Here is a 24,336-nt window from a genome sequence, read left to right as displayed (position 1 = left end):
TTTATCCGTCGATTGTTACCCAGCCGCCGTTACGGTACATCTGTAAAGGCCGATATAATGCATAACCAATTTGGCTCCCTTCGTTGCCGTTGCCACCGGTGAGCACGCACCCGGCCGGTGCCTCTACAAGCCACCCATCCATCACCATAGAAGCCTGCGCCCCACGCGTAATACTCGTAACAAAATTCTGCGTGGCCCATCTGAGGACATCTTCAACGCGGGTGTTAACCCAGTCATAGCGAGCAAGAGCCACAACCTCATCGTTGTTTGAGTTCCGCATGTAGGGCGATTGTGGGTTGCCACCTGCAAAACCGGCGTAACTGCATGTGTCCCGCGCTATTGCATTGACGTCAGAGGGCTGCGGTCGATAGTTAGGGCTGTAAACACGCTGACCCCGTTCATAAATCCCGCCCTCGCTCGAACTGATATTGCCTGCGATGGATAAATCGTGAGGAAGGGGTTGTGGGTTGTTAGGGCTGTATACAAGAGCCAGACCACTTGCATTGCGTTCATACATCGCCGCACCAGACCCCGAAATGATATTCCCCCCCGAGGTAATATCCCCTCCAGCATGAACACCGCCACCGGCTGAAATGTTTTTTCCCGTGTTTATATCACCCGGACTGTAAAAAGAGCCGTCGACGGGATTGAATGACCATACCTGCCCGGCTCGGCTATCCATAGTTACGCTAATCACTGCAACTGGAAATTCGGCGTTTCCAGATGTTAGAACGCCGAAGCTGACCGCCGCCCCATAGCCAAAATCTTTAGTCTGAGCAATGCCCTTCACAATGGGGTGGTACTGACTAAATCCTTTTCCCGCGCTGAAGAGAGGCACCATGAACGGGGCAGAGCCGTTTTCATATTGAGCGGCAAATCCACCGGCCCCCTCCCATACGCCGGGCTTACTCGCAAAATGACGAGCGCCGTTCACGTACTCAACATCACCACCCGCAGTGGGTAGAGCACCCACATTAGCCGCTGTAATGCTAATGTCCTTCGTGCCGTCAAAATCCACACCGGCAATTTTTCGCGACGTGGCTAATTTGTTGGCCGCCTTCGCCGTACCATCAACCGGTAACGCGCCAACATCAGCCGGTTTAAGGCTGATATCCTGCGTTCCGTCAAAATCCACACCAGCAATTTTTCGCGCCGTGGCCAACTTGTTGGCCGCCACCGCCGTGCCGCCAGAAGGCAACGCCCCTACGTCACCCGGCGTTAAGGCAATGTCCTGATTTAGCGCCTTGTTGTTTACTTTCCGCTCTTTAGGCACGCCGCCAAGGGTATCTAAGGCCGCTTGCGGATTGGCAATATCCGTAAAGTTTTTATCTTTACGCACAAATGCGCTGTTCCCGGCCTGTTCGCTCAGCGAGCCTTTCGGGCGCAGGTCGGTGATATTGCCCGCCGCGTCGATGCTGGCCAGGGCAAACACGTAGTGGGCAATGCCATTGCTGACGTAATTTTGCAGCGTGTCTGCCAGGGTAAATTTAATCACCGTCTGGTAAGCACTGGTCAGCGTTCCCTGATAGCACACGTCCACCCATACCTTGACCGGCTTCACGCCTACCGTGATATTTTCATTACTGGCCAACGCCGCACGCAACCCGCCGACGTAACCCACGCCCTGGGTAACGTAGAATTGCTGGCCCGCCTTAGCCACCAAAAAACCGGTATCGAAAAAGGCCGCGGCGCCGTAAATATCCTTACTGGCCAGGCGCTCCGCCTCATCCATACCCGCCAGGCGGGCGGTAAAATCAATCTGCCAGGTTTCGGCGGGGGTGGTGATATTGGTAGCCGCCTGCGCCCCGCTGTATTCCATCAGCATGGAGCGCACCAGGACGTTTCCCTGTTGGCCATTATCGTTTTTGATTTTCTGCTGCGTTGGGGCGTGAATAATCATGGCCAGCACGCCGGTGGCTTTGTTGGCCAGCCCGATCCAGTTAAAACTAAAATCGCCCACGTCCGCGCCCATCGTCACGGAATAGACCACCGAACCGGCGTTAACCGCGCCCGCCTTGCTCACTGCCTGGCGGTGCACAATGTGCTCGGCGCTCGGCAATCCCTCGGCGTTGTCGATAGGCTTGCTAACATCCAGCCCTGGCACGTTGGCAAAAATGAACTCATCCAACACAATCGGCTGATTATCGATAGCCTGGCGGGCCTTCCACTCAACAAAGGCTTTCGTGATAACTGCTTGAGACATGTCTATTTCCTTATAAACGTGCGCTAAACGTTGCGCTGCTGTCCGTGGTGGTGTCGCCTAACGTGGCGGCGTAGCAAATATATTCGCCCTGATACCATCCGGCATGAAGCTGCACGCCCAGTGCGGTCATGACTTCAAACTGGTAGCGGCGGCAGGTGCGGCCGTATTTCTTAATGATTTCCAGCAACAAATCGCTGTTTCCGGCGATCTGGCTATCGGTGACGCGAACAATAATCACATCCCAATCAATGCCCGGCTGGCGCTCTAACAACTCAACGTAGCCAATCCCTAACCGGGCAAAAATCGCGATAAATCCCGCAACGGAACCCGCCTCGCTGGCGTTGATAAAGGCGTAGGCCACGCGCTTGCGAAATAGCGCCAGCGGCTCACCGTTAAACCGCGTTATGTCCCGGTCATAGGCCAATAGCTTGAGCAGCGACTCGGCGCAGGTCAGCGGGTCGAACTGGCGCAGCGGCCAATTAACCCAGTCATACACCCGCAGCCAAAACGTGCGGCTTGCACGCAATAGCGCGGCTGGCTCGCCCTCGCTCATCCATGACGGCAACGCCTGGCTTTTTAATTTGGCGGCAAAACTAGGCATCTTTAATCTCCACCGTCAGGGAAGCCAGGCGCGGCACCGTCAGCTCACTGACAATATCGGTCAGCGAGAAGGTGATTGAATCCACATCATCAAACGCCCTGTGCAGCTCCCGGCCCAGGTTAGAAAAAGAGAAACGCGAATAGGGCCAGGTCTTTTTCACATCAAACTCGCTATTTTCACGAAACGCACAGCGGATCATGTTTCCCGCGTTGCTGGCCAGCGCCGCTTGCTGTTCCGCCGTCATGTTGTCGCGGTTGGTCACAAACAGCGTCACCGTCAGGTTATGCCGGGTTTCTGGCATCGACATGCACTGCATGTCATCGCCGTGGCCGTGGTGGCCCTTGGTGTTGATGTAATCATTCACCGCATCAATGAACGGCTGGGAAGTCACCCCGCTATCAAGCAGCAGGTAAGCATTGGCCGTTCCCGGCCCGCGCGGCGCGTCATGCTTAAAGAAAATGCGCTCTACGCTCAGACCTACCACGGCCGCTATCATGCTGCGATACACTGCGTCGGTGTGATAGTTGCCAACCAGGTTGAACTGATTGCGGCAGCGCTCGCGCAGGTCATCATCAGATTCCTCGTCTGCGCCAGGCGTCAGCAGCCAATCATCTTGGTTTACGGCCTGGCTAATGCCCGCAACGGCAACGGGCAAAATACGGTAATAACCCGGTGCCAGGTTAAACGCCCCGCCCGCCTCGGTAGCCGTCACCGGCACCAGGCCACTGGCCAGCCCCGCCGCCAGCGTGGTGTCTGCGTCCACCTCCAGCGCATAAACCACGCCGTTAATACGCTCGGTCTGGATAATGGTTCCGGCGGGTACCGTCACGGCCTGTTTGGCATCCTCTTTGATAAAGCGGATCACTCCTTTGGTATAGCTGGCAGGCTTGGCCACCAGATTGACGCCCCAGGCCAGCATACGCAGCATTGGCCCGCTGGCCGTGGCCAGAAACATGTTGGCCAGCACCGTGTTGGCTAACACGTCTTTTATCCAAAGCACCGGCGTGGTGACAATCGCCGTCACCAGCTTCCAGAACGGGGACATTTTCGACGTATTGGTTATCATCCCTTCGGCGTCTACGATGGCATTGAATTCATCGCGGATCGCCTCTTTGGTGGTCGGCATCCCGCTGTCACTCAGCACCTTTTCAAAATCAATCGTTGGCTTATTATTCATAATCTACACCCGCCTCCACCTTGCCAAAATCGTAGGTTTGCGCCTCTACCCAAAGCCTTTTTAACGACTCTTCGGTGATGTTCACCGTTCCCGGAACAATCCGTTCATCGCTTTCAATGAGTAGCGTTAACTGCAAAATCACGTCAGCGCGAAGCGTGGGGCTTCGCTCTGCCACTAATTCCGTGGTTAACCCGCTTTCAATAATGGCGTGGACAATATCCTGGCCAATGCTGATTCTGTTATTACAAAGTACCGGCTCATTTCCTGCGTTTAGCGTGAAATTGCGCCCGGTAATTAATAGGTCAATATAGAGCGGTTCCGTCATGCGCCTAATTCCTGCCATTCCATTAGCTCGGCCGGTGTCATTCCTTTGGCCGGATGAATATTCACGGTGTCGATTCTTTTACTGTTATCAACGGTCGTTTTTGCAGACGTATTAATCTGTTTACTTAACCCACCCCGATCCACGCCTTTCACTATGCCGCCCGTAGACATATTGTTTTCTAACGCCACGGGTGGCGGCGGTGCCGCTTTACGCATTTGCGCTTCTGGAATTTTACTTTCCAAATCGGCATAGTTTGGCGGCAATACTTTCTGCATATTCGCATCAGGCATTTTATTGGCAATACTGGTATAGCCTGGCGGCTCGGTGCCTTTTGGCAATTCGCTTGGCATTTGCTTAAGCTCAATATTTACACCGGGTAATTTATTCAGCTTTTCGACAATCCAGTTATACGTCCCGGTAAATGATTCCTTGAGCGTGTCCCATAATTTTGAAAATACGTTGCCAATAATTCCGGCAATTTTCTTAAACGACTCAACCGGCGAATTAATATCAAACACCTTAATCACATCAATCCAGCCGCGCCCCACGATGGCAAATACATCAACCAGCGTTTCAATGGCGCGTTTGACCAGGCCCAGCGGAATGAGAATAAAGTCGATGGCGTTCGCCACAATCCGCCCAAAGGTTTCACCAGCTCCGGTGACGCTGGTTAACTGGTCTTCGGTCATTTTCACCGGCGAGAGCAGATCACCAAACCAGCCGATCAGCGTTTTGATACCGTCCCACACCCAGCCAATGGCGTTGGCGATTGCGCCAAACATCGGTTTAAATGGAGTGAGCGCCCCGGACGCCTCGCCAAACCCGCTAATGAAGCCTTTCACAAAGGCTTTGATTGGCTGCCAGAACTTAATCACCGCAATGACTACCGCCGCAATCGCGCCCACAACCAGGGCAATCGGGGCGATCATCATCAGGAATGACACCGAACCGGCGCGGGCGGCCATGCTGGCGGCCAGCAATGCCCCGCGTAAAAATTTCAGGGTGCTGCTAAACATCTTGGCCACGCCGCTACCCGCCGCCATAGCCAGGCGATTAAGGCCAAACAACTTGGCCATTGGCCCCAGTAAGCGGGTAATACCCAGCATAATGAAGCCATGCACGCCCATGACGATATTGGCCAGCGCCCCCACGGCCGCAAAACTCAGCATGGCCAGCGCGGCATAGCCGATCACGCGGGCGATGTTGGGGAATAGGCGCATCCAGCGCGTTAACTTCTCACCGCCATCCGCAATCTTATTCACTAACGGATAGAGCACCGGCAGCAGCGTAGAGCCGATGGCGGCACGCATGGCAAACCAGATAGACGTTAGCCTGTCCCACGGCCGCGTCATTTTCTCGGCCATTTCCGTGGCCCGCTTCATGCCGTCATTGCTGCCCAGCTCGGTGATATTGCGCTGGAGTGAATCCACGTTGCCATACAGCTGTTTAATCACCGCAGAGCTATCACCAAAGGCGGCGTTAAGCTCCGCCTGGGCTTTCAGGTTGCCATCGATGCTCTTGCCGTATTTGCCCTGGAGCTTCTCCAGCATGGCGGGCATGGACAGCATTTTCCCCTGGGCGTCCTGGAAGCTTAACCCAAGCTTTTTGGCCCCTTCCTGCGCTCCGCTTAAGAAGCCCTCATAAGAGCCGCTGGCCTCGGTGCCTAACGAGCGTTGCAGCTCACCCAACACGGCCAGCTGTTCATCCAGCCCGACGCCGTAGTTTGTCCCGACGCCCCGCGCACCTTCCATCAGGTCTTTAATGGTGGCCATGTCGGTGCCAAATTGCTTTTTGACATAGGCCATTTTTCCGGCCAGTTCCTCAGCAAACTGGACTTTGCCCACCTCGGCCGCGTAGCCGTCGAACTGGGTAAACATTTGGCCCATGAATTCGGCGGCCTCTGCGGCCGTTCCTTTCAGCGCCTTGGCCACGGTGTTGGCAACAAAGGTGACGCGGGGTAATTCGCCCTCGGTCAGCCCGGCCACCGCCGCATTGATATCCGCCGACGATTGCACAAATGCTACTGCCGACTCCCCATAGCGCACGCTGAATTTAAAGGCGTCGTCTGAAATCTTGGCAAGCGGGTTATCACCTACGCCGCGCGCACTGGCCTCTTGCATGGCGTCAAACATCTGGATAGCCGGATCTAATGCCGCCTTGACCGATGCCCCTACGCCCCACAGCGCCCCCACGCCAATGGCCAACTTTCCAAAGGCGGCCTGGCTTTCTTGCGCAAAGTCATTAACCGACGTCTTGGCCTGTTTTAAGGGGCCGGTGATTCGGTCAATTAAACTCAGCGTAAAATCTAAATCCGCCATTAGTCGCCTTTAAAAGCCAGGGCAATGCCATTTGCAATGGCAATGCGTTGATATTCCCAATGACGATTGTCCAGCCAAACGGCACGCGCTAGGTTTTCCATATCGTCATTTTCGTGGGGGAGATAATGGCGGCGCAAAATAAGGTATTGCTCCAAGCCATTATTTTCGATGGCGCTAACCCGCGCCGTTAGTTTTTTAGTTCAATTTCCAGCTTAGGCGCGTATTTATCATTAACTGCGGCCGCCAGCTGCAAGGCAGAGCCTGGAATATCCAGAATTTCATCCAGCGCGGCTTTACTGTCTGTAGCCACAATGCGGCGCAGGTAGTTATTAGCCGGAGCCAGCTTATTATCCATCGACATTTCGTTAATGAATTTGTTGTAGGCGGTCGTGTTTGGCTCAAAAATTAACGCCTGGCCGTTTACGGTTAATTCAATAGTATTTACTTTGCTCATTGGTTTAATTTCCTTCGCTGGTTTATTTCGTCAATTAATTGATTATGCCGTGCGGCACACTCCGCATATTGCGGCGTTATTTTTAACAGCACGGCGGCAACGTCTTTACCCAATACGCCATTAAGGCGCGGTATTGTTTCCGGGCATTTTGTTAACAGGTTTTCTTGATAAGGTTCGCTCGGCATTTTCGGCGGCGGTGTTGTACATCCTGACAAAATCGTAAGAAAGACAACCGTTATCAAATACCGGGTTAACCAGTTCCGCTCTAATTTCGGCTGGCCACGCATCCTTTAACCCTTGCAGTTTTATTTCTAAATCTCTGCCTGACTGGCTGGCAATTTTCTGGCTCTCGCTTCTGGCCTTATCACCGGCCGCCGTAGCGGCGCGGTCAATCACCAAATCCAGACTGTCGCGATACCAATCGCCCACTTTCCACCCGGCCCCAAACACGGCCAGAATAGCCAGACCAATCATGGCCAGGTGCTTGGCCATCACTTCACCCCGTTATGTTCCAGGCTAAAATGGTTGCCATCCGGGCGGGATTTAAAGCGCCCGCCCCAGGTGCCGCCCAGCGACTCCCAATATTCACCTAAAGGTAAATAAGCCTCGCTTTTATCCTGGTACCTGCCGTTGATAAACAGATTAAAATCCACCGCCAGGCGCTGCGTGTGTAAGCTGTTGCTGATACCCGCCCCGCTTTTGGCATTCAGTGCCGCCTGTTCCGGCGTGCGGTAGGCTTCGCCAAAGGTAAGGCGATAACCGCGCTGCCCCGCCCAGTCAATCAGCTGGGCAATCAGCTGCGTAAAAAGCTGTTGTTTTTCGCTCAATGTCATTTTGGGCTTCCTTTTCCTGATAACACGCCATTTCCCTTGCGCCTGATCCACACCTCAACAACCTGATAGCCCGCAATCCCCAGCGCGGCCCCCGCGCCACTCAGCGCAAGCGGGTTAATGTCGGGTATCCAAATCAGGATGGCCGCCGCCGCCACTGATACCGCCGAACCTAAAATAATGCGGCCGATAAACAGCGAGGGCGTAATATGCTCACCACTGCTCAGTGCTTTACCCAGGGCAATGAGCGCCCCGATAATCATCAGGCTTAATAGCCCCTTTTCATGCTCTTGCATCCCTGCAATCCCTTATCCAATCAAGTTGCGGGTATCTTCTGATTCCAGATACGGCACGCCGTTGATGTGTACAAAGTCCGGGCTGGTGACGAAATACTTAATTTTGTGCGTTAGCACGCTGCCACCCTTCGGATCGTTATCAAGCAGGTTACTCAGTACCAGCTTGCAGCCGAACGCCTCGAACTTCATTTCTTCGCCACCGGCCTTGGCGTAAAACAGCAAATCAACCGGCTCGATACCGCGCCAGGAACCCGCACGGCGAGCAATGCCGGTCAGCTGTTGCAGCACTTTGGTGGTGATTTCAATTTCACCCTCGGCCGCCACGTCCCCGGACACGTAGCCATCAGGCACACCCTGAGTTTGCGCGGCCGCCGTGTTGTCGGTGATATCTAAATTCACCTTTTCGATGTGGATCAAGTCGCCATCGATACGCACATCGGTGGATTGTCCTGAAATACGTTTCATGGGTTATTTGCTCCCTGCTGCGCCAGCGTCCAGTAACAGGCTTACGGTGATGCCTTTCGGGCATTCGTAAGTGCGCACCACAATATAAATCTCCACCTGAGTGGGTGACTTCCAGGTGATCGTCACGTCGCCATCCTGCGGCTTCATCACTTCGCCAGGGAAGGTGATCCCGTTGATTTCCGACGCCTTAGCCATTTGGCGCAGTGCCTTGGCAAAATAGCCCTGGTGCGCGGCGATGCTGCTTGGCGTGCTGTTTAGCGAACGGTCGGCAATCTTGGCAATCGCCTGGAGGCGAACGCGCCGCGCCACTTTATCGACTACGCGCAGCGCCTCGATAGCCTGGTAATCCCCGCCCTCGGCGTCCAGCGTGCGGCCATCTGACCAATAAAACCCGTCATAGTCCGGGTACCACATCGGCACGCTAAAACGCTTTTCCTGCAAGGCTTGCAGCGTGGCCAACTCCAGCACCGCGCCATTGCCATCAACCGGCAATTCATCGCTACCCATCGCCAGAAGTGCGCCGGTCTGCACACGCGCCGGACTATCGGCCACGGTAACGGCGCGGCTGCACAAGCGGCCCGCCAACACGCCCGGCTCATTGCCAAACAGGCGCGGCACCAGCTGCACGGACGGCGCGGCAATTTGTGCCTGTAGCGTTGCCATGCGCACCAGGTAATCCGCCCAGGGTTCTTTATCCTGCGGGCCTTCTACTGCCAGAATGAACCAGCACCACCGGCCAAACGTCGCCAGCAGCTTGGCGCGTAGGCTTGCCGCGTCGTTGATGGATTTCTTATCGCTGACGGTTAGCGATAACACCACGCCCTCAACCGACGCCACGCGCTGCGCTTCTAGCACCGCGTCAACCCAATCCCCTGGCTCGGCGTCCTCTGCCAAAACGTGAACAAAACCACTCCAGTTTTGGCCCGCGTTCAGCATGGCCGCGTTCAGATCGCTTTTCAGCACGCTGTCAGCCGCGCCCAGTAAGGTGTCAAAATCCGTTTGGGTATTCACCGGCAGCGTTTTACCCGCGTTGATTTTCCCCGTCCCCACGTACAAGACTGCACGCTCAATCTCTTTGGTTTCACCCTGTAGCTGGTTAACCTGGTTAACTCCAACCGTTGGCCATGTCATGCCGTTCCCTCTTATCCTGCGCCGTAGCCAATGCCCTGCAATTGACGCGCTAACGCTTTGTTGAAATCCTCTTGCGAGATACCCAGGAAGGGACGCGCTGGCACATCAACTGACCAGGAGGCTTTCGCAGCCTTGCCAGAAAGAACCCTAATTAACAGGCCCGCCTTGGCCATCGTCATGCTTTCCTGAATTTCCTTTAGCGCTGGTTTACGCCACCGCTTGCCCTTTCGTACCTTGTACCCCAGCGTGCGCAGCCGCTTGGCCTGACGAACGCTGGCCGGTAGGCTTTCTACCCGGCTCTTTTTCTCTACCTGGCGGCGGTTCACAGTCACGCTCATGCCGTTTTGTTGGCCGTAACCCACCGTTCCCGCTGCCACGGATTTTTTGCCGTTGCGATAACCGCCGCCGCTTAGGTACACCCGCACCCCGTCGATTTGGGGCATATCTCGGATATGAAGCAGCTTTGGCATATTGCGCAGCATCTTGCCCTTGCGCTTGGTTTGGCGTCCCTGCCATTTCTGCCCGTCCGGCCCTTCCTGGTTCCGCACGTTGCGCTTGGCCGCTGGCATTAAGCCGTATTTGGCCAATCGCCATAACAGCCGCTGGCGTTTCTGCGGCGTTAGCTCCAGGGCGTTTAGCTGTTTGCGTAGCGCCTTTACCTGGGCGGGGTCTAACTGCCCCCTTATCACTTCTCACCGTCCCCGATGTGTGCGCCGTGACTATCCACGCCGTAGACTGTCGCCTCGCTGGCCAGCCAGATTTGTGGGTCAGCCAGTCGCCACATTTCCCCATCCATGGGGATATTGCCTTGCTCGTCTTTGACCATCGTCAGCGCTTCAACCATCGGCACCGAAATGGCCAGCACCGCCGTTTCATCATCGATCACGTCTATGTCGAAATCGGGCAATTCCACATCAATGCCCACCTCGTCATAAAGCTCCCGATCGGACTGGTTAAGCCATACCATCAGCAGCGCGGCCAGGTTGCGCGGGTCATACGCCCGGTAGGGGAATCTGTCCCACGTCAGCGCCGCGTCATAACGGATGATGGCCAGGCGGTACTGGTCTAGCCCCAAATCCCTTTGCGCCGGGATAAATTTCATTTCATCCATGAAACTGGCGAACCCGGCACCGGTGAAAGTGCGCTTTGGCATGTTCGCATTGATGAAAGCGGTCAGCTCATCCAACTGGCTCATATTTTGCGCACTCCCACGCGTCGTTTTCCCTTGATGGCTCGAATAGCAATTGAACCCTCGGCCAGCAGGCTATTGCGGGTTTCCTCGCTCTCCTGCCCTGGGTGAGTCTCCCGGCGTCCGATGCTGGCAAACTCCCCCAATAAATCCGCCTTAGCGCGGGCATAAACCGCACGCTTATAGCGGGCGCATAACAGATTCCCGTCCATCATGCTTATGCCTGGTGCTTCACTTGCCTGGCCAATCCCCTTGGCCTGGTAGTCATCCCTGATTGATGCCAGCAAATCGTTAACTTCACCGGCTGCGGTCAGCAGCGCCGTGGCCACCGTTCCGCTATCAATATCAGCCGGAATACTTCGCTGCTCCTGAAACTCTTGCAGGTTCAAATCCGGCCAAAAACCATCGTTTTTCAGCGGTTCATCGTCGTATTCAATCGGTGTTCCACTGAACATAAAATTTCCCCGAAAAGAGAAGCGGGCTGACCGAGATCCAAAGCACATAGCCCATAGGCATTACCTCCCTCGCGCCCGCCCCGGCTTGCGGTAGTCTTTACAACGTCCGGGCATACATACCCGGCACGAAATAACTTTGGGCCTCAGCCCTTGCAGCTCAGTGATGCGGTACGGTTTGGATCTCGCTTTCATCAAACCAGTTATCTACGGCGCGGCCATCGGCGGCTTTGTAATGCACCAAATACGCATTAGCATTGGTGACGTACTCCGCACGCGCTTTGACGTGGCCAGCTTCGCCGCTGATCAAAATCTCAACCGGCGTGGATAATTCGTACTTAAATTTTTTTCACTGTTTAGCCTCTGTTTTCTTTTCAAGCGCCCGGATTCGGGCAGCAATTTGATTTCTCATGGTGCCAACCCCGCACGCGCTATGCAGCTTGTGCGCCTGGGCCAGTAATCCATCAACCTGTTTCAGCAGCGCCACATCTTCCGTTACCGTGGGGCGTGGAATGCCTTCGCCGTCAAACAACTGGCGCATACCGGCGAACTTGAACCACTTGGCGCGAATGACCTCGTACAGCTCCCACTTTTCGGTCACGTTGGCAAACGTGCGGGAGAAATACGGTTCAATCGGCTGGCCCTCCTTGGCCATCCCCTCCGCCCAGGCCAGCACCGTGTCAGCCGTGAAGGTGACAAAGTTGCTTTTCAGGTCGTCCGGGGTTTCCTGCCCCTGTTCGATGGCGATATCCACCAAATCCAGGGCGGCGTCAAAGTCGCCCACGTCAAAGAGCCAAATCACGCACCAGGCTAAAACCGGGTTGCGCTGTACCTCGCCGCTGGCCAGGTACTTTTCAACCGTGGGCATCCAGCGCGGCAAATACTGATCGCGCTTAATGGCCACCTTTTGGGCCAGTGTCAGCCCGTGCAACGCCTCAACGTCCTTTTGTAAGGCGGCGGCCATAACGTGCATGCTTTCCGAGCTATCCAGCGCCCGATGCTGCTTAAGCTTGGCCTCTGCGGCAATCCGTGCCGAATGGCGTTGCGCGGGTGACATCATGGTTATTCCCCTACTTTTTCAGCTGGTTCGGCCACGGTGCCAATCGTCACCGCGCTTTCATCGATCGCCGCGTACAAATCCGGGTACTCAACCGCGTAACCTTCATTACGCAAATACTTGTTTTCGTACTGCTTGCGGTCTTCGACAAACTCCGCCTTGCGCTGGCGAGTGTTGCGCTGGGTGTAAATGTGTAAGTTACTCAGCGTCGTCACCACCATGCGTTTACCCGGCATAAATGGCGGGATAATGGCGCGGCGGCCCGCAATCGAATCTTGCAGCATCTGCGCCGCGATTTTTTCCGATGGGCGATCAGCAGCTTGGTAAAGGCGATACTGTTCCGCCGCCACCAGGTCGGCACCGACCAACACCACCAGGCGCGGGTCATTGCGGAATTGCTGCGGAATCTTGGCGTTAATCAAATCTGACGCCATGGCATCCAATGACTTGTAGTCACCGTGCTGATCCAGCGTGACCGCATCGGTCAGGATTTGCTTACCACCTTCCCAATTACGCACGATTTCATGCCAACCGATGTTGACGTCTTCGCCGTTCGGGTTCTCTTTGTAATCCGTGGATTTCGCAATGCTCTTACCGTTAAAACCGATACGCAGCATATCCAGCGCAAAAGATTGCGTGGTGAAGTCGGTAACGCGCTGGAAGAATTCTTCCTCAGAACCGGCGTTCGCCCAGATAGACAGCAAGTCCCAGCGCAGCGCGGCGCAAGAGTCGGTTTCTACCAACTTGTATTCGTTGCCGGACACGCCGACATTACGGCGGAAACGCCCTTCTTCGCTACGGCCGGTGTGCAGACCAGAAGCGCCCACGCTGACAACCTGGCCAGACAGCTGGTCAACGTCTGCCACGGTGATCCAGTTCAGAAAGTCGGAACTTTCCAGCAACGCATCGCGCAGCTGGGTTTCTTTCGGATCAGTCAGTGAGAAATAATTAGATTCCTCGCCAGCATCCAGACCGTAGGCCGACGCCAGGCCCGCCGCGAATTGCTTTAAAAAGCCACGCGCCTTTGCATTTAAATTCATTGTTCAATCATCCTTAATCGCAATTGCGGTTAATAGGTTCCCTGGTGAATCACTTATAAAGGCTTATAAGTGGTTAAAAGGTTTACGCCCGCCTTTCGGGTTATTTTTTGGCAATTCGGTAATACGCTTGTCCAGCTTGCTAAAGTTATTAACGATTTTCGGCAAGTGATCGCGAAGGCGTGCGAATTCTTCCGTATCAACTACTTCTTTCACTGTTTCAACATCGCTTTGAATATCATCAACGGTTGAATCAGTTTCATCCGTTTTGGTTTCAAGCGCTGACACGCGAGTTTCCAACGCCGCCAACGCTTCCGCTAGCGTTTGTAATTTGTCGTCACCCTGCGGAGTATCATCGCCTGGGGTTTCATCTTCGATGCTAAAGATTTTGCGCCATGAGCTTTTAGCTTTACCGTTCCCTGCCATCTTAATTTCCTTAACTTTATTAAATTTAAGCGGAACACTTTTACCAATAAGATAATTATGCTTGCGCTTATTAAATCGCATCCGCGTTGTGCCAACGCTTGCGGGTTCATCCGTGACGCCCAACCCTTCCAGGTAGTAACGCCCTGTTCCGCGAAAGTCGCCATCTGGCGTTAATTCAACGGAGGTAAAAATAAGCTTTCCATTATGGTTGGCGTAAATCAGCTCAACCGATGGACACAAGCGAGCGTAAAGTCTGACCAGACCGTCGCCCCCTTCGTCAGCCATAACATCGAGCACTTCCCCCACATTTTCAGTGCGCCCATGCTCAGGCCACAGGAGGGCTGTATATAATTTCGGGTCATAGGTTTCCGCCGCGTCGATTAACATTTGCCGCGTTAAATAACGCTTATCAACTGTTTCCCCTTCGGTTGCGATGCAAAGCCATTCCGTCATTAAATGAGAACCTGACATACGGAATTCATCTCCTTGTTTCCGTGGATTGCAGTATCGCTAATTATTTTCAGGCCCGCAGCAAGATAAATTCGGATATAGCTATTAGACGAATCAAACCCGATATTAAGTTAACGAAATAAAGAATTACCCACCGCATAATTGACCTCAGTAGACACCAGACGACGCCAGTAGACATTAAGGGACTAATAAAAGTGGCTTATTACTCAGAAGAATTAATCGGCGTTGCGCGTTCGCTTTATTTAAAACGCGCCACGCCGAAAGAGATCGCCAAAGATTTAAACTTGCCGAATGCGCGCATCATTTACTATTGGGCGACAAAATGGAATTGGGCTGATTTACTTAGCCACGAATCAACAGAAGAAGCCATTGAGCGCCGCTATCAATTATTAGTTGGGCGTGACGCTAAAACAGAGCTGGAAATAAAGGAAATGGACACCCTTATTTCTCACGCCGTAAAGCTGCGGGCGCAATCGAATAAGCATAAAGAGAAGCTGGCCGCTTCAAAGCCTGATTATCAGGGTGAGCACCACGAACAAACCGACAACGGCGAACCTAAAAAGAAACGCAAGAATAAGAAAAATGATATCTCTGGCCTAACGAAAGATGATTTTGATGCTTTTGCAGAGGAACATTTATTCGGCTACCAGAAGCATTTACGCCTAAACATTGCCAAGCAGATCCGCAACATCCTCAAAAGCCGCCAGATTGGGGCTACCTGGTATTTTGCGTTTGAAGCGTTTGAAGATGCCGTGTTAACCGGCAAGCCTCAAATTTTCTTGTCTGCATCCAAAGCCCAGGCCGAAGTCTTCCGCTCTTACATCGTGAATATCGCCGAGCAGTATTTCGGCGTAGCGCTAACCGGGAACCCGATCCGCTTAAGCAACGGCGCAGAGCTGCGTTTTCTGTCTACCAACAAAAACACCGCGCAATCCTATAGCGGGCATTTGTACTGCGATGAATATTTTTGGGTGCCTAACTTCGCCGCATTAAACGAGGTGGCCAGCGCCATGGCCACACACGACCACTGGCGCACCACGTACTTTTCAACACCGAGCGCCAAAACACACCAGGCTTACCCGTTCTGGACGGGGGAAGAATGGAAGCGCGGCGACAAAAACAGGACGGCCGTTCAGTTCCCTACCTTTGATGAAATGCGCGACGGCGGCCGCAGCTGTCCAGACGGGCAATGGCGCTACGTCATTACATTGGAGGATGCCGTTGCGGGCGGCTTTAATCTGGCCAGCATCGACAAACTGCGCAATCGCTACAACCGCGACACGTTCAACATGCTTTACATGTGCGTGTTCGTGGACAGCCAGGACAGCGTTTTTAGCTTTAGCGAGCTGGAGCGCTGCGGCGTTGATGTTGAGGATTGGGACGATCACGACGAAACGGCAGAACGGCCATTCGGTAGCCGTGAAGTGTGGGGCGGCTTCGACCCGGCTCGCTCCGGGGACACGTCAACTTTCGTCATTGTGGCCCCACCCATTCACGCCGTAGAAGTATTTCGCGTGCTGCGCGTTCTGCACTGGAAAGGAATGAATTTTAGCTATCAGGCTGCGCAGATCAAAAAGCTGTTTGGCCAATACAACATGGCTTACATCGGCGTTGACGTGACCGGCATCGGGCGCGGCGTATTTGAACTGATTGAGCATTTTGCGCTACGTGAAGCGGTGGCCATTCACTACGGCATGGAAACCAAAACGCGCCTGGTACTGAAAATGATTGATGTGATTGGAGCCAAGCGCCTGCAATGGAACAAAGACAACAAGGAAATCCCCGCGTCTTTTCTGGCTATCCGTCGAACGGCGACGGCCAGCGGCAACGCCATGACATTTAAAGCAGATCGCAGCGCGGAAACGGGCCACGCCGATGCCTTTTGGGCTATCGCGCACGCCGTTATCAATGAGCCGATCAACTTTGAGCACAAACGTAAATCTAATTGGAAAGTAAGGAAACAGGCAGCATGAGCAAGCGCAAAAAAAAGCTTCAGCCCACCAAGGTTCAGGCTACATCGCCAGGAAGCGAAGCCAGCAGCAAGAAAATGAGCATTATCACGCTGGGTAAGCCGGAGCCAATTTTAACCACCGGCACCAACTACAAAGATATTTGGTATGACAATGAGTTTGACCATTACACGCAGCCTATTGACCGCCTCGCCCTGGTACAACTTACCAACTTAAACAGCCAGCACGGCGGCGTGATTTACGCCCGCCATAATATGGTTGCCGCCGACTATTTAGGAGGCGGCCTAACACATGAGCAGCTGCGCGGCGGCGTATTTGATTTTCTTTCACTTGGTGACCTGGGGATCGTGAAAATTCGTAACGGCTGGGGCGATGTTGTTGCACTCAGCCCTCTACCATCACTTTATTTACGCGTGCGTAAAACAGGGGAATTTGTCATTTTGCAGGACGGGGAACCACTGGTTTACGAACCGGAAGACGTGATTTTTTTAAAGCAGTATGACCCGCAGCAGCAAGTTTATGGCCTACCGGACTATATCAGCGGCATCCACTCAGCTTTATTAAACAGCGAGGCGACTATTTTCCGCCGCCGCTATTATCACAACGGGGCGCACACGGGCGGCATTATTTACACCAATGACCCCAATATGAGCGATGAGGTTGAGGAAGAAATTTCTGACCAGCTGGAAGGTTCGAAAGGGATCGGCAATTTCTCCACCATTTTTGTAAATATTCCAGGCGGCACGGAAAAGGCTATTCAGTTTATTCCGGTGGGGGATATTGGCGCGAACGATGAATTTAACAACGTGAAGAACATCAGCGCCCAGGACGTTCTTAACGCACATCGCTTCCCGGCTGGTCTGGCGGGAATTATCCCAGTAAACACGGGCGGGCTTCCCGACCCGGAGAAGTCCCGCGCCACGTACCGAAAAGATGAGGTTATCCCGTTACAACGCATGATTATGAATGCCGTGAATAGCGATCCCGATATCCCACAACATTTACATTTGAATTTCGCGTTTGAAGATGAAAGCGGTGATGATAAATGAGGCGCAAAAAGCTAAACTATCCGGGTTATTATTCCCCCGGAGCAATCAATATGCGCGTAATGAAAGTAGTGTGCCGTGAATGCGGGGCTAATGCGGTAATTAAAAAAACGGCGCGCAAACATCGCGATATTTCTGACATCTATTGCGCCTGTTCAGATTATGAGTGCGGCCACACATTCGTGATGAATATGACTTTTGGCCACACCATCAGCCCCAGCGCCAAATCCCAGGACAGTTTACTGAAAGGGTTGGTTAGCTCGCTAAAAAGCGATGACAAACAAATGCTTTTGGCCCTACTGCAACAAGCCTGAATCACTGCCCCCACTTTGGGGGTTTTGTTTATCTGTTGCCCGCAGCTGTTCCAATAAATCCGCAGACAACTCAGAAACCCAATCAAGCGCCAAATCCCTGTCAGCTGGCTCGCATCGCCCCATCAGCACCAATCTTGTGACCAATTCTATTCTTTGTACTGCAATTACATCGTAAAACGGATCTCGCATGGCTACCTCCTAACCATCAAACAACTGTATGCATGTACAGTACAAGATTGTTAGCAATTATGAAAGTGGATTGAGCACGCATTTACAAGTTTCAATACCTACTAAATTCCTAATGCCATGAAAGTTTTATGTATATCCAACTCGGAAGCGCAAGGCTTGCGCACCTCCTGTTCATCACAGCCGCAGCAAAGCCCCTCATCATCAAAAGAAGATGTTTCAGGCGTCATTAAGTCCCCGCAGGAACGGCAGTAGCTCCGCCGTGGCCGCAATCTCACCTCCCCATCACGCAAAATCATCTCGGTTTCATCATCTAGGCGCACGATATTGCCCCTCAGTAGCGCTTTGGCCATCTGATCGCCATCCTGGTGTTGAATACCAATGCCCTTTTTAAGCTTGGTGATCGTACTTTGAGTACAGTTATTGACAGAACTCCAAGGGGCGGCGGGGCCGCCAGGAACAGCAGCAGCCGCTTCGCTGGCTGCCAACTTCGGAACAATCGCCCACTTAACCAGGCGCGTTTCTACTTCGGAACCACTACCAAGGAGCGGGGAATAAATTCCCTGTACGCGCTGCACGTCTTCTGCGTACTCGTTACCGCACTCAGTGATTTCATACATAAGACGCACGATCAGATCGCAGCGCTTTACCAATGGGCCGCCCTGGGCCTGGGTGTATGCCGCCCAGTCGCCCACGTCGGCGCTGGCCAGCACGGCATCCATTAATTTATGTTCCAGAGTTTTGTCTCCCAGGCGGCGCAACTCGCGCCAAACGGTGACCGGCGCACCGCCGATTTGCTGAAACTGACGAATACGCCAACGGCTGGCCCAGGCTGAAACAGCTTTGGCCATGTCCTTCATGTTTTCGCCGGTTTCATCATCTACCTCGCCATCCATGGCGTAACCATCGATGTTTTTAGAAATGTACTTGGCAATGTAGCCCGTCGCACTGCCCTTCTCCGGGTCGATAGGATCAGCGAAAAAACGCGCCTTAAGCGCCTTGGCGGATTGCAGTTCTTCGGAATCTTCAAGGCGGGCATATAGACAAAGAATATCGCGCACCTGATCAACATCTGACGGGCGCATAAACAGCAGCATATGCCAGTGCGGCGTCCCATCGTGGTGCGGCTCAACAACGCGGAAACCAAACACGCTAATTCCAGCGCGCGAAAACGCCGCACGGGCTTTAGCCCATACGCCGCAAAGGTATTTTTGAGTTTGTCGCGGACTGGCGGCGTTCCACTGAGAAACGAACCCGCCGCCGCTGTGCACCGCGTGGTATTTAGACGGCGCGGTTACGGTGTAGAAATCACCTACCAGCCCCATTTCTGTGGCCAGGTCTTCAAACCCACGCATACGAACCATCAGTTCGCAGCGACGGATCGCCGGGTTGGCGTTGCTGCCGTTAACCATATCGGCCAGTGAAACACGATCACCGGTTTCCTGGTTCTCTAACTCGAAGGATTTGAAAAACTCGCGGTTACGTTTCTTTTGCTCTACCCATTCACCCATTGTGGAACGGCTCACGTAGGCAGATGCCGCCTTTTGCACCTGGCCAACGGCGATGGCCATGTGCTCACGTTGTAGGTCACGGCTGCGTTTCAACTTCCCGCGCCACCATTCAGGGGCCATCATGCGCAACAAGCCAGATTCGGCATGACGCGGCGTGAAGGAATACCCTGCAGTGAATTGCTGCCAGTATGGTGGGTTTATGCCAGCCTGTTTAGTGAGTCTTCCCAAGTGCGTAAACGTCGCCAAGGTGCGGCGCTTCATGTCTTTTTCGCTTGCGGCTTCATTTGGGAAAGCCAGATTAATAAAGTCTGCGAAGGATTCGCCCATAAAATTGGCGATGCTATGAGCGAGGTTGCGCAATTCGTCACGGCCAAAGGTTGGCAGTTTTTCGAGATCGGCAACAAACGGGAACGGTGTAACACCGGCCGCCTGGTATGAGGTGGTATATTGAGCGCAGACCTTGCGCAGACGTGGCAATACGCTCTTACCCACCGTAGTGCGTAAAAACGTATTGGCACGGCGGCGGCCCGTTGGGCCAACCTCCAATAACTTGGAATAACGATCGCCAAAATAGCGCGCCAAGAAATCTGGCATTCCTGCCAGATACTCAGCACGCCAATCATGATCAAGGCTGTTTTGGTGCCATAACTGACGCTCGGTCAGACTGATTTCATCCGGCGCACCAGGGGCAAACTGCTCCCTGCGAAAGCGATCCACGGCGTGGTGAGAACCAGGCTCGCTAAGGTGCAAATTGTCATTGATGCTTTCTGCCATTAATATGGACCTTCACATAAGGAGATATGATGAAAAACAAATACATTGAAGGTGTTAGCCCTTCCAAACTCGACGCAAAAATTAGCGAAATAGCCACTGAGGTGGAATCTGAAGAATTTGGGGGCGGCGCAATGGTTGTCGCTATTCAAAATGAAGAGGGCGAAATCTATCGGGTGATAACCACTTATGGTTTGTCATCATATCTTGGTCTTGTTCAGCCTATCGCTGAACTAGGTTTGACCGATATTTATGCCGACGAAATGAACCCTCAAAAGTACGATAGCTTGTTTGTTTTCTAAACTATCAGGGGTCTATCCCCTGATTTCTTTCTTAGCTAGGTACTTCTCCACATAGCTTGTAACGTCAAAACCTTCCCCCTTGTTTTCTATGTATCTTTCACCGCGTTTCGCTAAAAACTTATTTATATAATTCATTCGATTACTCATAGGTTGTTTCCTCTTCACGGGCTAGCATCCCTTCAACCAAAGGCCCATCAACGTTAGGCGCTGGCGGTAAATACTCCGGGTTGGCCGGCACCAGCTTGGCGATGATTTCAGGCGCGGATTTAATGCTGTCTGCCGCTGCGCCAATTGAGCGCGGGGCGGTAATGCTGGTTAAATTGAACTCACAGAAAAGGGCGCGGGATTTGGGGGTGTCGCTGTTAGAAACGACAACCGGATAACTCCTTTCGGCCAGACGACGCAGAATGGTCTTGAGATATAGATGCTCCGACATCCCGAATGGCCCTGAGTGGTAAGAAGAGAAATCGGCGCTTTTACTTGCTGGCAGGTACGGCGGATCGCAATACACCACATCGCCGGGACGAACCATGGCCAATGCTTCGGAGTAGGAACAACAAACGAACGTTGCTTTTTTGGCTTTCTCGGCGAAAGCGCGGATTTCTGCCTCTGGAAAATACGGCGCTTTGTACTTTCCAAAAGGCACGTTAAAGCCGCCAGATTGGTTGTAACGGCACAGGCCGTTATAGCAGTGACGATTTAGATACAGAAACAACACGCCGCGCCAATACCAATCGGCACAAACGTTGAAATCTGCGCGAAGGTTGTAGTATGTCTCCGCGCTATTACCCACCTCAAAGTAACGCTTTGCATCTGCAATAAACTGCTCAACGTCTAGCGATATGGCCTTGTAGAGATAAATCAGATCGGGATTAATATCTGCAATGAGATATTTGTCATAATCGGTATTCATCATCACTGCGCAGGAACCGGCGAACGGCTCAACCAGGCGCTGGCCAGCGGGCAGGTGGCGCTTAAGCTTTTCGATAATGCGAACCTTTGAACCGGCCCATTTCAAAACGGTTTTCATATTGCAGCCCCACGGCCAGCGCGGCCCAGTTGCTCTGACTCCTGGCGCATAAGCTCCACAATCTCAGAAGCACTTAAGCCCTCATTGGCAACATGCGTGGCCAGGCGATCAAGATGGCCGGAATATTTCACAGCTGCATCGGCCATGGCCTCAGCACGTGCGCCCTTAATCAATGTGACGATTTGGTCGTTACCAGGTGCGGCGGCATCAAAACCACTCCAAAGGGCTGGCAGTTGATTGCGGTCACAACGTTTCATTTGCATGGCAAAACTCCAAATTTAGGCAGCAAGAAACCCCGGCCACCTATGGGGAGCCGTGGGAATTCTTAGCTGTGGGTTACTTAGTGAATGTGAGTAAGTGCAGTTTTTTGACGGGCAACAGGCGAGACATTCAACGAATGCAGCCCATGCAAAGGTTTGGCAGCATCCCACCAACGTGTGATCAATACAGTGATAGAGCCTTGTCCAAGAGAGTTGGCCATGTAGTACGTTGCCCGGATGGAGGCAAGAGCCTCATTCTGTTCTTTGCTGCTTTCAGCCTCGCGATAAACGCGACACCAGAAAGCGCAATTGACTGCAAACAGCTGGTGCGGATTATCAAGGTGCATCGAATCGTTAAACATGTAAGGCGACAGCGCCACCATTCCGTCAACGTCTTGGCACTTTTCCAAGAACATAGAGGCATAACTAGGTGCAACGTTCCAGGCGATGAAGTCTTCCTTAAGCCCTGCTTTCTCAACCATAATCATTTTCATACTGTCCTCAGTGCATTGAATTATTAACGTCTTGTTCAACTTCTCGCGGTGCCACTCTGCAAGCCCCCGCGCCTTTAAAATCTTCCGGGGTAAAGAAGCGCGTATCCTGCTGCAACTGCCTTACCTTTAAGACCGCGCCCCACAAAGAAACCTTTTCCCCTTCACTCAAATCAGCCCAATCACATTCGATATGGCGCTGCTTAAGTCCGGCGAGGAAGCAGAGATAACGCCGCCCCTCTTCATCTAAATTGTTCCAGTAGTGCTGTACTCGACTGTCACAGCCAGAAATCATCTTGCGGGCCTGTGCTATCCATTTAGGTGTTGGTGTTTCCACGCTAACCCCCTTAAGCCCATCAGGCGAAACCACCAAGGGCGGCGCTTTGGTTTAACGGCTGGCTCATTGCGGCCACTTAGAAACTGCACTTTGCTGGCGGCGGGCTGCCAGCGCTGACCGTTTGGTAACTCTAACCAGCCATGGCCATAACTTGGCAGCTGGAGAGACGGCGACTGCTTTACTAAAAATCGTGTGAATACTTGCATCGGATCACCTCAGTTCAGACCAGGCATCACACCAAACGCACCTAATACATCCATTGCGCTGGTTAATGCTGGGGCGGTGTGGAAACGCGATTCAACTGACACAACGAGCAAAGACAGATCGCGGATCGCCTGGTTGGCTCGGTCTAAAATGGCGTTTCTACGTGTCTGCGTCATAGGCGCAGTTGATAGGGCTTCACCGGCGATAGCGCCGATTGCGGCCGTTGCACTCAGTGCATGAGTGGGTAAGTTGTCTGGCTTCGCTTCGTTCACCGGCACGGCTGGCAAACACTTAAGCTGAGCCAGCAAGCCGTCAAGTAGCGTTGAATCATCGGTGTAATCCGTGATGGTGATCAGCTCCACAATGGTTAAGCGGTGTGGCTGCATTGGATTCAGCTTGTTCCGTAAAACCTGGGCGGTGATGCCCACAACACCGGCAATCTCAGTCAGATTGTGCGCCAATGAGAACCGGCGACACGCCGTATCAAAGCAGGGATGTATGGAGGTCTGATAATCAAACATGGTTATCTTTTCCCGAATCACTAAGCTGATTTACGCTTGAAGCGCAATATTGCATTCGCTTAAAGCGCGAACTGTAAGCGCGGCCATGTTCACTTCAACTAAGCCACGGGCTTTATCTGACTTCGGTTTGATTGGTAATCGTCCGTCTCTAACCATGTCGCGAGCCGTGCCCATAGTCATTCCAGTGACGCGGCAATACTCTTCAAGAGGCATATAGGGAATAGGGATCGTAATTGTAATGTTAGGGCGCATGAGGCAAACTCCATTGTTAATTGAACTCAGCGATATTCAACAATATTCAGCAATATTCGTGTTTATCTAACCAACAGAGCCAAGGTTAATTCGTGTTAAACGAATTATCAACTAAAAATGACAAATACTCGAAAATTTACATTTCCTGATAGCAGCACAATTGTTTTAGATCGAGTGGTTGAGGCGTATGGCTTCATGACAAAATTGCAACTCGCCGAACACCTATCCATGGCTGCGAGCAGCCTTTCAGCAAGATACAAACGGAACATATTCCCCGCAGATATAGTGGCTCAGTGCGCACTAGAAACCGGCGTTACTCTTGAATGGTTGACATTCGGCACCGGCAAAAAATATGACGATGGAAAGCTAGATGTAATGAAGTTCCCCCGCGCCAAACTGGTAGACGGGCAGCTTTATGAATCGGGCTATCTAATGTTCGACAAAGTGATGTTTCTTCCGGGCGTTCCTCTGCCAACAGACCCAATTTGTGTAATTGATGAAAAACTGCAACACATTGCAGACCGAAAATTTGCGGATGTTTATGACGGGCAGTGGATTGTAAATATTGAGGGTAAGGTCAGCGTGCGCACTTTAACTCGCATACCAATTCAAAAGGTAAGAGTTAGCGGTGTAGGTATGGCATTTGATTGTTCGATTAACGATATTGAAATCATCGGGCGCGTGGTCATTACTTGTAGCAACGGTTAAC

Annotated in this window: 32 protein-coding genes; 5 read left to right on the top strand and 27 right to left on the bottom strand. The window is 52.8% G+C overall.

Annotation, left to right across the window (positions count from 1 at the left end):
- Position 1 precedes the first annotated feature (1 nt).
- The 19 genes from ACT3RT_RS16740 to ACT3RT_RS16650 all read right to left on the bottom strand — a co-directional run bounded on the left by ACT3RT_RS16740 (position 2) and on the right by ACT3RT_RS16650 (position 14,432).
- On the bottom strand, positions 2-2,203 hold the full coding sequence (locus ACT3RT_RS16740; protein WP_496203374.1) for a phage tail-collar fiber domain-containing protein: 2,202 nt from the start codon (positions 2,201-2,203) through the stop codon (positions 2-4).
- 10 nt (positions 2,204-2,213) lie between these two features.
- Positions 2,214-2,804: a hypothetical protein gene (locus ACT3RT_RS16735; protein ID WP_496203373.1), complete on the bottom strand. Its 591-nt coding sequence runs from the start codon at positions 2,802-2,804 to the stop codon at positions 2,214-2,216.
- Positions 2,797-3,981 (bottom strand): baseplate J/gp47 family protein, encoded by a 1,185-nt coding sequence (locus ACT3RT_RS16730; RefSeq protein WP_496203372.1) that lies wholly within the window; start codon positions 3,979-3,981, stop codon positions 2,797-2,799. The genes ACT3RT_RS16735 and ACT3RT_RS16730 overlap by 8 nt, the downstream gene beginning before the upstream one ends.
- Complete coding sequence (locus tag ACT3RT_RS16725; RefSeq protein WP_496201144.1) at positions 3,974-4,306, bottom strand: DUF2590 family protein; 333 nt, start codon at positions 4,304-4,306, stop codon at positions 3,974-3,976. Before ACT3RT_RS16725 ends, ACT3RT_RS16730 begins: the two co-directional genes overlap by 8 nt.
- Positions 4,303-6,624 carry a phage tail tape measure protein gene (locus tag ACT3RT_RS16720; protein ID WP_496203371.1) on the bottom strand — a complete coding sequence of 774 codons (2,322 nt, stop codon included), beginning with the start codon at positions 6,622-6,624 and terminating at the stop codon, positions 4,303-4,305. The genes ACT3RT_RS16725 and ACT3RT_RS16720 overlap by 4 nt, the downstream gene beginning before the upstream one ends.
- Positions 6,624-6,761 carry a DUF6890 family protein gene (locus ACT3RT_RS16715; protein ID WP_419471239.1) on the bottom strand — a complete coding sequence of 46 codons (138 nt, stop codon included), beginning with the start codon at positions 6,759-6,761 and terminating at the stop codon, positions 6,624-6,626. Before ACT3RT_RS16715 ends, ACT3RT_RS16720 begins: the two co-directional genes overlap by 1 nt.
- Positions 6,762-6,811: 50 nt before the next feature.
- The gene (locus ACT3RT_RS16710; protein WP_496203370.1) at positions 6,812-7,078 is read right to left on the bottom strand and encodes a putative phage tail assembly chaperone; all 267 of its coding nucleotides are present in this window, start codon (positions 7,076-7,078) and stop codon (positions 6,812-6,814) included.
- Positions 7,079-7,198: 120 nt separating this feature from the next.
- Positions 7,199-7,570, bottom strand: coding sequence for a hypothetical protein (locus ACT3RT_RS16705; RefSeq protein ID WP_496203369.1), 372 nt, complete (start codon positions 7,568-7,570; stop codon positions 7,199-7,201).
- A complete protein-coding gene (locus ACT3RT_RS16700) occupies positions 7,570-7,911 on the bottom strand; it encodes a M15 family metallopeptidase (RefSeq protein ID WP_496203368.1) in 342 nt (113 codons plus the stop codon). The genes ACT3RT_RS16705 and ACT3RT_RS16700 overlap by 1 nt, the downstream gene beginning before the upstream one ends.
- The gene (locus ACT3RT_RS16695) at positions 7,908-8,204 is read right to left on the bottom strand and encodes a phage holin family protein (protein WP_396130837.1); all 297 of its coding nucleotides are present in this window, start codon (positions 8,202-8,204) and stop codon (positions 7,908-7,910) included. The genes ACT3RT_RS16700 and ACT3RT_RS16695 overlap by 4 nt, the downstream gene beginning before the upstream one ends.
- A gap of 12 nt (positions 8,205-8,216) precedes the next feature.
- Entirely contained in the window at positions 8,217-8,669 is a 453-nt protein-coding gene (locus ACT3RT_RS16690; RefSeq protein WP_128124418.1) for a phage protein, read from the bottom strand.
- A 3-nt stretch (positions 8,670-8,672) separates the two neighbouring features.
- Positions 8,673-9,800 (bottom strand): DUF2586 domain-containing protein, encoded by a 1,128-nt coding sequence (locus ACT3RT_RS16685; RefSeq protein WP_496203367.1) that lies wholly within the window; start codon positions 9,798-9,800, stop codon positions 8,673-8,675.
- Positions 9,801-9,811: 11 nt separating this feature from the next.
- Entirely contained in the window at positions 9,812-10,489 is a 678-nt protein-coding gene (locus ACT3RT_RS16680; RefSeq protein ID WP_128124416.1) for a phage virion morphogenesis family protein, read from the bottom strand.
- Positions 10,486-10,995: a phage tail protein gene (locus tag ACT3RT_RS16675; RefSeq protein ID WP_496203366.1), complete on the bottom strand. Its 510-nt coding sequence runs from the start codon at positions 10,993-10,995 to the stop codon at positions 10,486-10,488. Before ACT3RT_RS16675 ends, ACT3RT_RS16680 begins: the two co-directional genes overlap by 4 nt.
- Entirely contained in the window at positions 10,992-11,444 is a 453-nt protein-coding gene (locus ACT3RT_RS16670) for a head completion/stabilization protein (protein WP_128124414.1), read from the bottom strand. Before ACT3RT_RS16670 ends, ACT3RT_RS16675 begins: the two co-directional genes overlap by 4 nt.
- Before the next feature lie 157 nt (positions 11,445-11,601).
- Positions 11,602-11,751 carry a hypothetical protein gene (locus tag ACT3RT_RS16665; protein ID WP_496203365.1) on the bottom strand — a complete coding sequence of 50 codons (150 nt, stop codon included), beginning with the start codon at positions 11,749-11,751 and terminating at the stop codon, positions 11,602-11,604.
- A gap of 39 nt (positions 11,752-11,790) precedes the next feature.
- Positions 11,791-12,501 (bottom strand): phage terminase small subunit, encoded by a 711-nt coding sequence (gene gpM, locus ACT3RT_RS16660; protein WP_496203364.1) that lies wholly within the window; start codon positions 12,499-12,501, stop codon positions 11,791-11,793.
- A 2-nt stretch (positions 12,502-12,503) separates the two neighbouring features.
- Positions 12,504-13,538, bottom strand: a complete 1,035-nt coding sequence (locus tag ACT3RT_RS16655; RefSeq protein ID WP_496203363.1) for a phage major capsid protein, P2 family — start codon at positions 13,536-13,538, stop codon at positions 12,504-12,506.
- A 63-nt stretch (positions 13,539-13,601) separates the two neighbouring features.
- Positions 13,602-14,432 (bottom strand): GPO family capsid scaffolding protein, encoded by an 831-nt coding sequence (locus ACT3RT_RS16650; RefSeq protein WP_496201136.1) that lies wholly within the window; start codon positions 14,430-14,432, stop codon positions 13,602-13,604.
- Positions 14,433-14,626: 194 nt separating this feature from the next.
- On the opposite strand from ACT3RT_RS16650, the gene ACT3RT_RS16645 reads away from it, so the two are divergent.
- Genes ACT3RT_RS16645 through ACT3RT_RS16635 form a run of 3 tightly spaced genes read left to right on the top strand, consistent with a single transcriptional unit; the run spans position 14,627 to position 17,762 of the window.
- Positions 14,627-16,405 carry a terminase large subunit domain-containing protein gene (locus tag ACT3RT_RS16645; RefSeq protein WP_496203362.1) on the top strand — a complete coding sequence of 593 codons (1,779 nt, stop codon included), beginning with the start codon at positions 14,627-14,629 and terminating at the stop codon, positions 16,403-16,405.
- Positions 16,402-17,451, top strand: coding sequence for a phage portal protein (locus ACT3RT_RS16640; protein WP_496203361.1), 1,050 nt, complete (start codon positions 16,402-16,404; stop codon positions 17,449-17,451). The genes ACT3RT_RS16645 and ACT3RT_RS16640 overlap by 4 nt, the downstream gene beginning before the upstream one ends.
- Positions 17,448-17,762 (top strand): Ogr/Delta-like zinc finger protein, encoded by a 315-nt coding sequence (locus ACT3RT_RS16635; protein WP_128124408.1) that lies wholly within the window; start codon positions 17,448-17,450, stop codon positions 17,760-17,762. Before ACT3RT_RS16640 ends, ACT3RT_RS16635 begins: the two co-directional genes overlap by 4 nt.
- Positions 17,763-18,052: 290 nt before the next feature.
- Here the strand turns inward: ACT3RT_RS16635 and ACT3RT_RS16630 are convergent, their stop codons facing one another.
- Positions 18,053-20,233, bottom strand: coding sequence for a replication endonuclease (locus ACT3RT_RS16630; RefSeq protein WP_496203360.1), 2,181 nt, complete (start codon positions 20,231-20,233; stop codon positions 18,053-18,055).
- Between the two features lie 26 nt (positions 20,234-20,259).
- Between ACT3RT_RS16630 and ACT3RT_RS16625 the strand changes: the two genes are divergently transcribed.
- On the top strand, positions 20,260-20,532 hold the full coding sequence (locus ACT3RT_RS16625) for a hypothetical protein (RefSeq protein WP_496203359.1): 273 nt from the start codon (positions 20,260-20,262) through the stop codon (positions 20,530-20,532).
- A 139-nt stretch (positions 20,533-20,671) separates the two neighbouring features.
- On the opposite strand, the gene ACT3RT_RS16620 is transcribed toward ACT3RT_RS16625, so the two are convergent.
- From ACT3RT_RS16620 to ACT3RT_RS16590, 7 genes are all read right to left on the bottom strand, one after another.
- Positions 20,672-21,562, bottom strand: coding sequence for a Dam family site-specific DNA-(adenine-N6)-methyltransferase (locus ACT3RT_RS16620; RefSeq protein WP_496203358.1), 891 nt, complete (start codon positions 21,560-21,562; stop codon positions 20,672-20,674).
- Positions 21,559-21,825 carry a DUF2732 family protein gene (locus ACT3RT_RS16615; protein WP_496203357.1) on the bottom strand — a complete coding sequence of 89 codons (267 nt, stop codon included), beginning with the start codon at positions 21,823-21,825 and terminating at the stop codon, positions 21,559-21,561. The genes ACT3RT_RS16620 and ACT3RT_RS16615 overlap by 4 nt, the downstream gene beginning before the upstream one ends.
- 77 nt (positions 21,826-21,902) lie before the next feature.
- The gene (locus ACT3RT_RS16610; protein WP_496201006.1) at positions 21,903-22,316 is read right to left on the bottom strand and encodes a hypothetical protein; all 414 of its coding nucleotides are present in this window, start codon (positions 22,314-22,316) and stop codon (positions 21,903-21,905) included.
- Between the two features lie 7 nt (positions 22,317-22,323).
- Entirely contained in the window at positions 22,324-22,650 is a 327-nt protein-coding gene (locus ACT3RT_RS16605; protein WP_128124404.1) for a hypothetical protein, read from the bottom strand.
- A complete protein-coding gene (locus tag ACT3RT_RS16600) occupies positions 22,623-22,856 on the bottom strand; it encodes a phage filamentation protein Fil family protein (protein ID WP_496203356.1) in 234 nt (77 codons plus the stop codon). The genes ACT3RT_RS16605 and ACT3RT_RS16600 overlap by 28 nt, the downstream gene beginning before the upstream one ends.
- A gap of 9 nt (positions 22,857-22,865) precedes the next feature.
- On the bottom strand, positions 22,866-23,375 hold the full coding sequence (locus ACT3RT_RS16595) for a phage regulatory CII family protein (RefSeq protein ID WP_496203355.1): 510 nt from the start codon (positions 23,373-23,375) through the stop codon (positions 22,866-22,868).
- Positions 23,376-23,405: 30 nt separating this feature from the next.
- Complete coding sequence (locus tag ACT3RT_RS16590) at positions 23,406-23,627, bottom strand: regulator (protein WP_496203354.1); 222 nt, start codon at positions 23,625-23,627, stop codon at positions 23,406-23,408.
- Between the two features lie 117 nt (positions 23,628-23,744).
- Here ACT3RT_RS16590 and ACT3RT_RS16585 point away from each other — a divergent pair, with 117 nt between their 5' ends.
- On the top strand, positions 23,745-24,335 hold the full coding sequence (locus ACT3RT_RS16585; RefSeq protein WP_496203353.1) for a phage repressor protein CI: 591 nt from the start codon (positions 23,745-23,747) through the stop codon (positions 24,333-24,335).
- Position 24,336 lies beyond the last annotated feature (1 nt).

The organism is Ewingella sp. AOP9-I1-14 (genome assembly GCF_052375995.1).
GTDB classification, from domain to species: domain Bacteria; phylum Pseudomonadota; class Gammaproteobacteria; order Enterobacterales; family Enterobacteriaceae; genus Ewingella; species Ewingella allii.
This window is presented reverse-complemented; position numbering and strand designations above follow the sequence as displayed.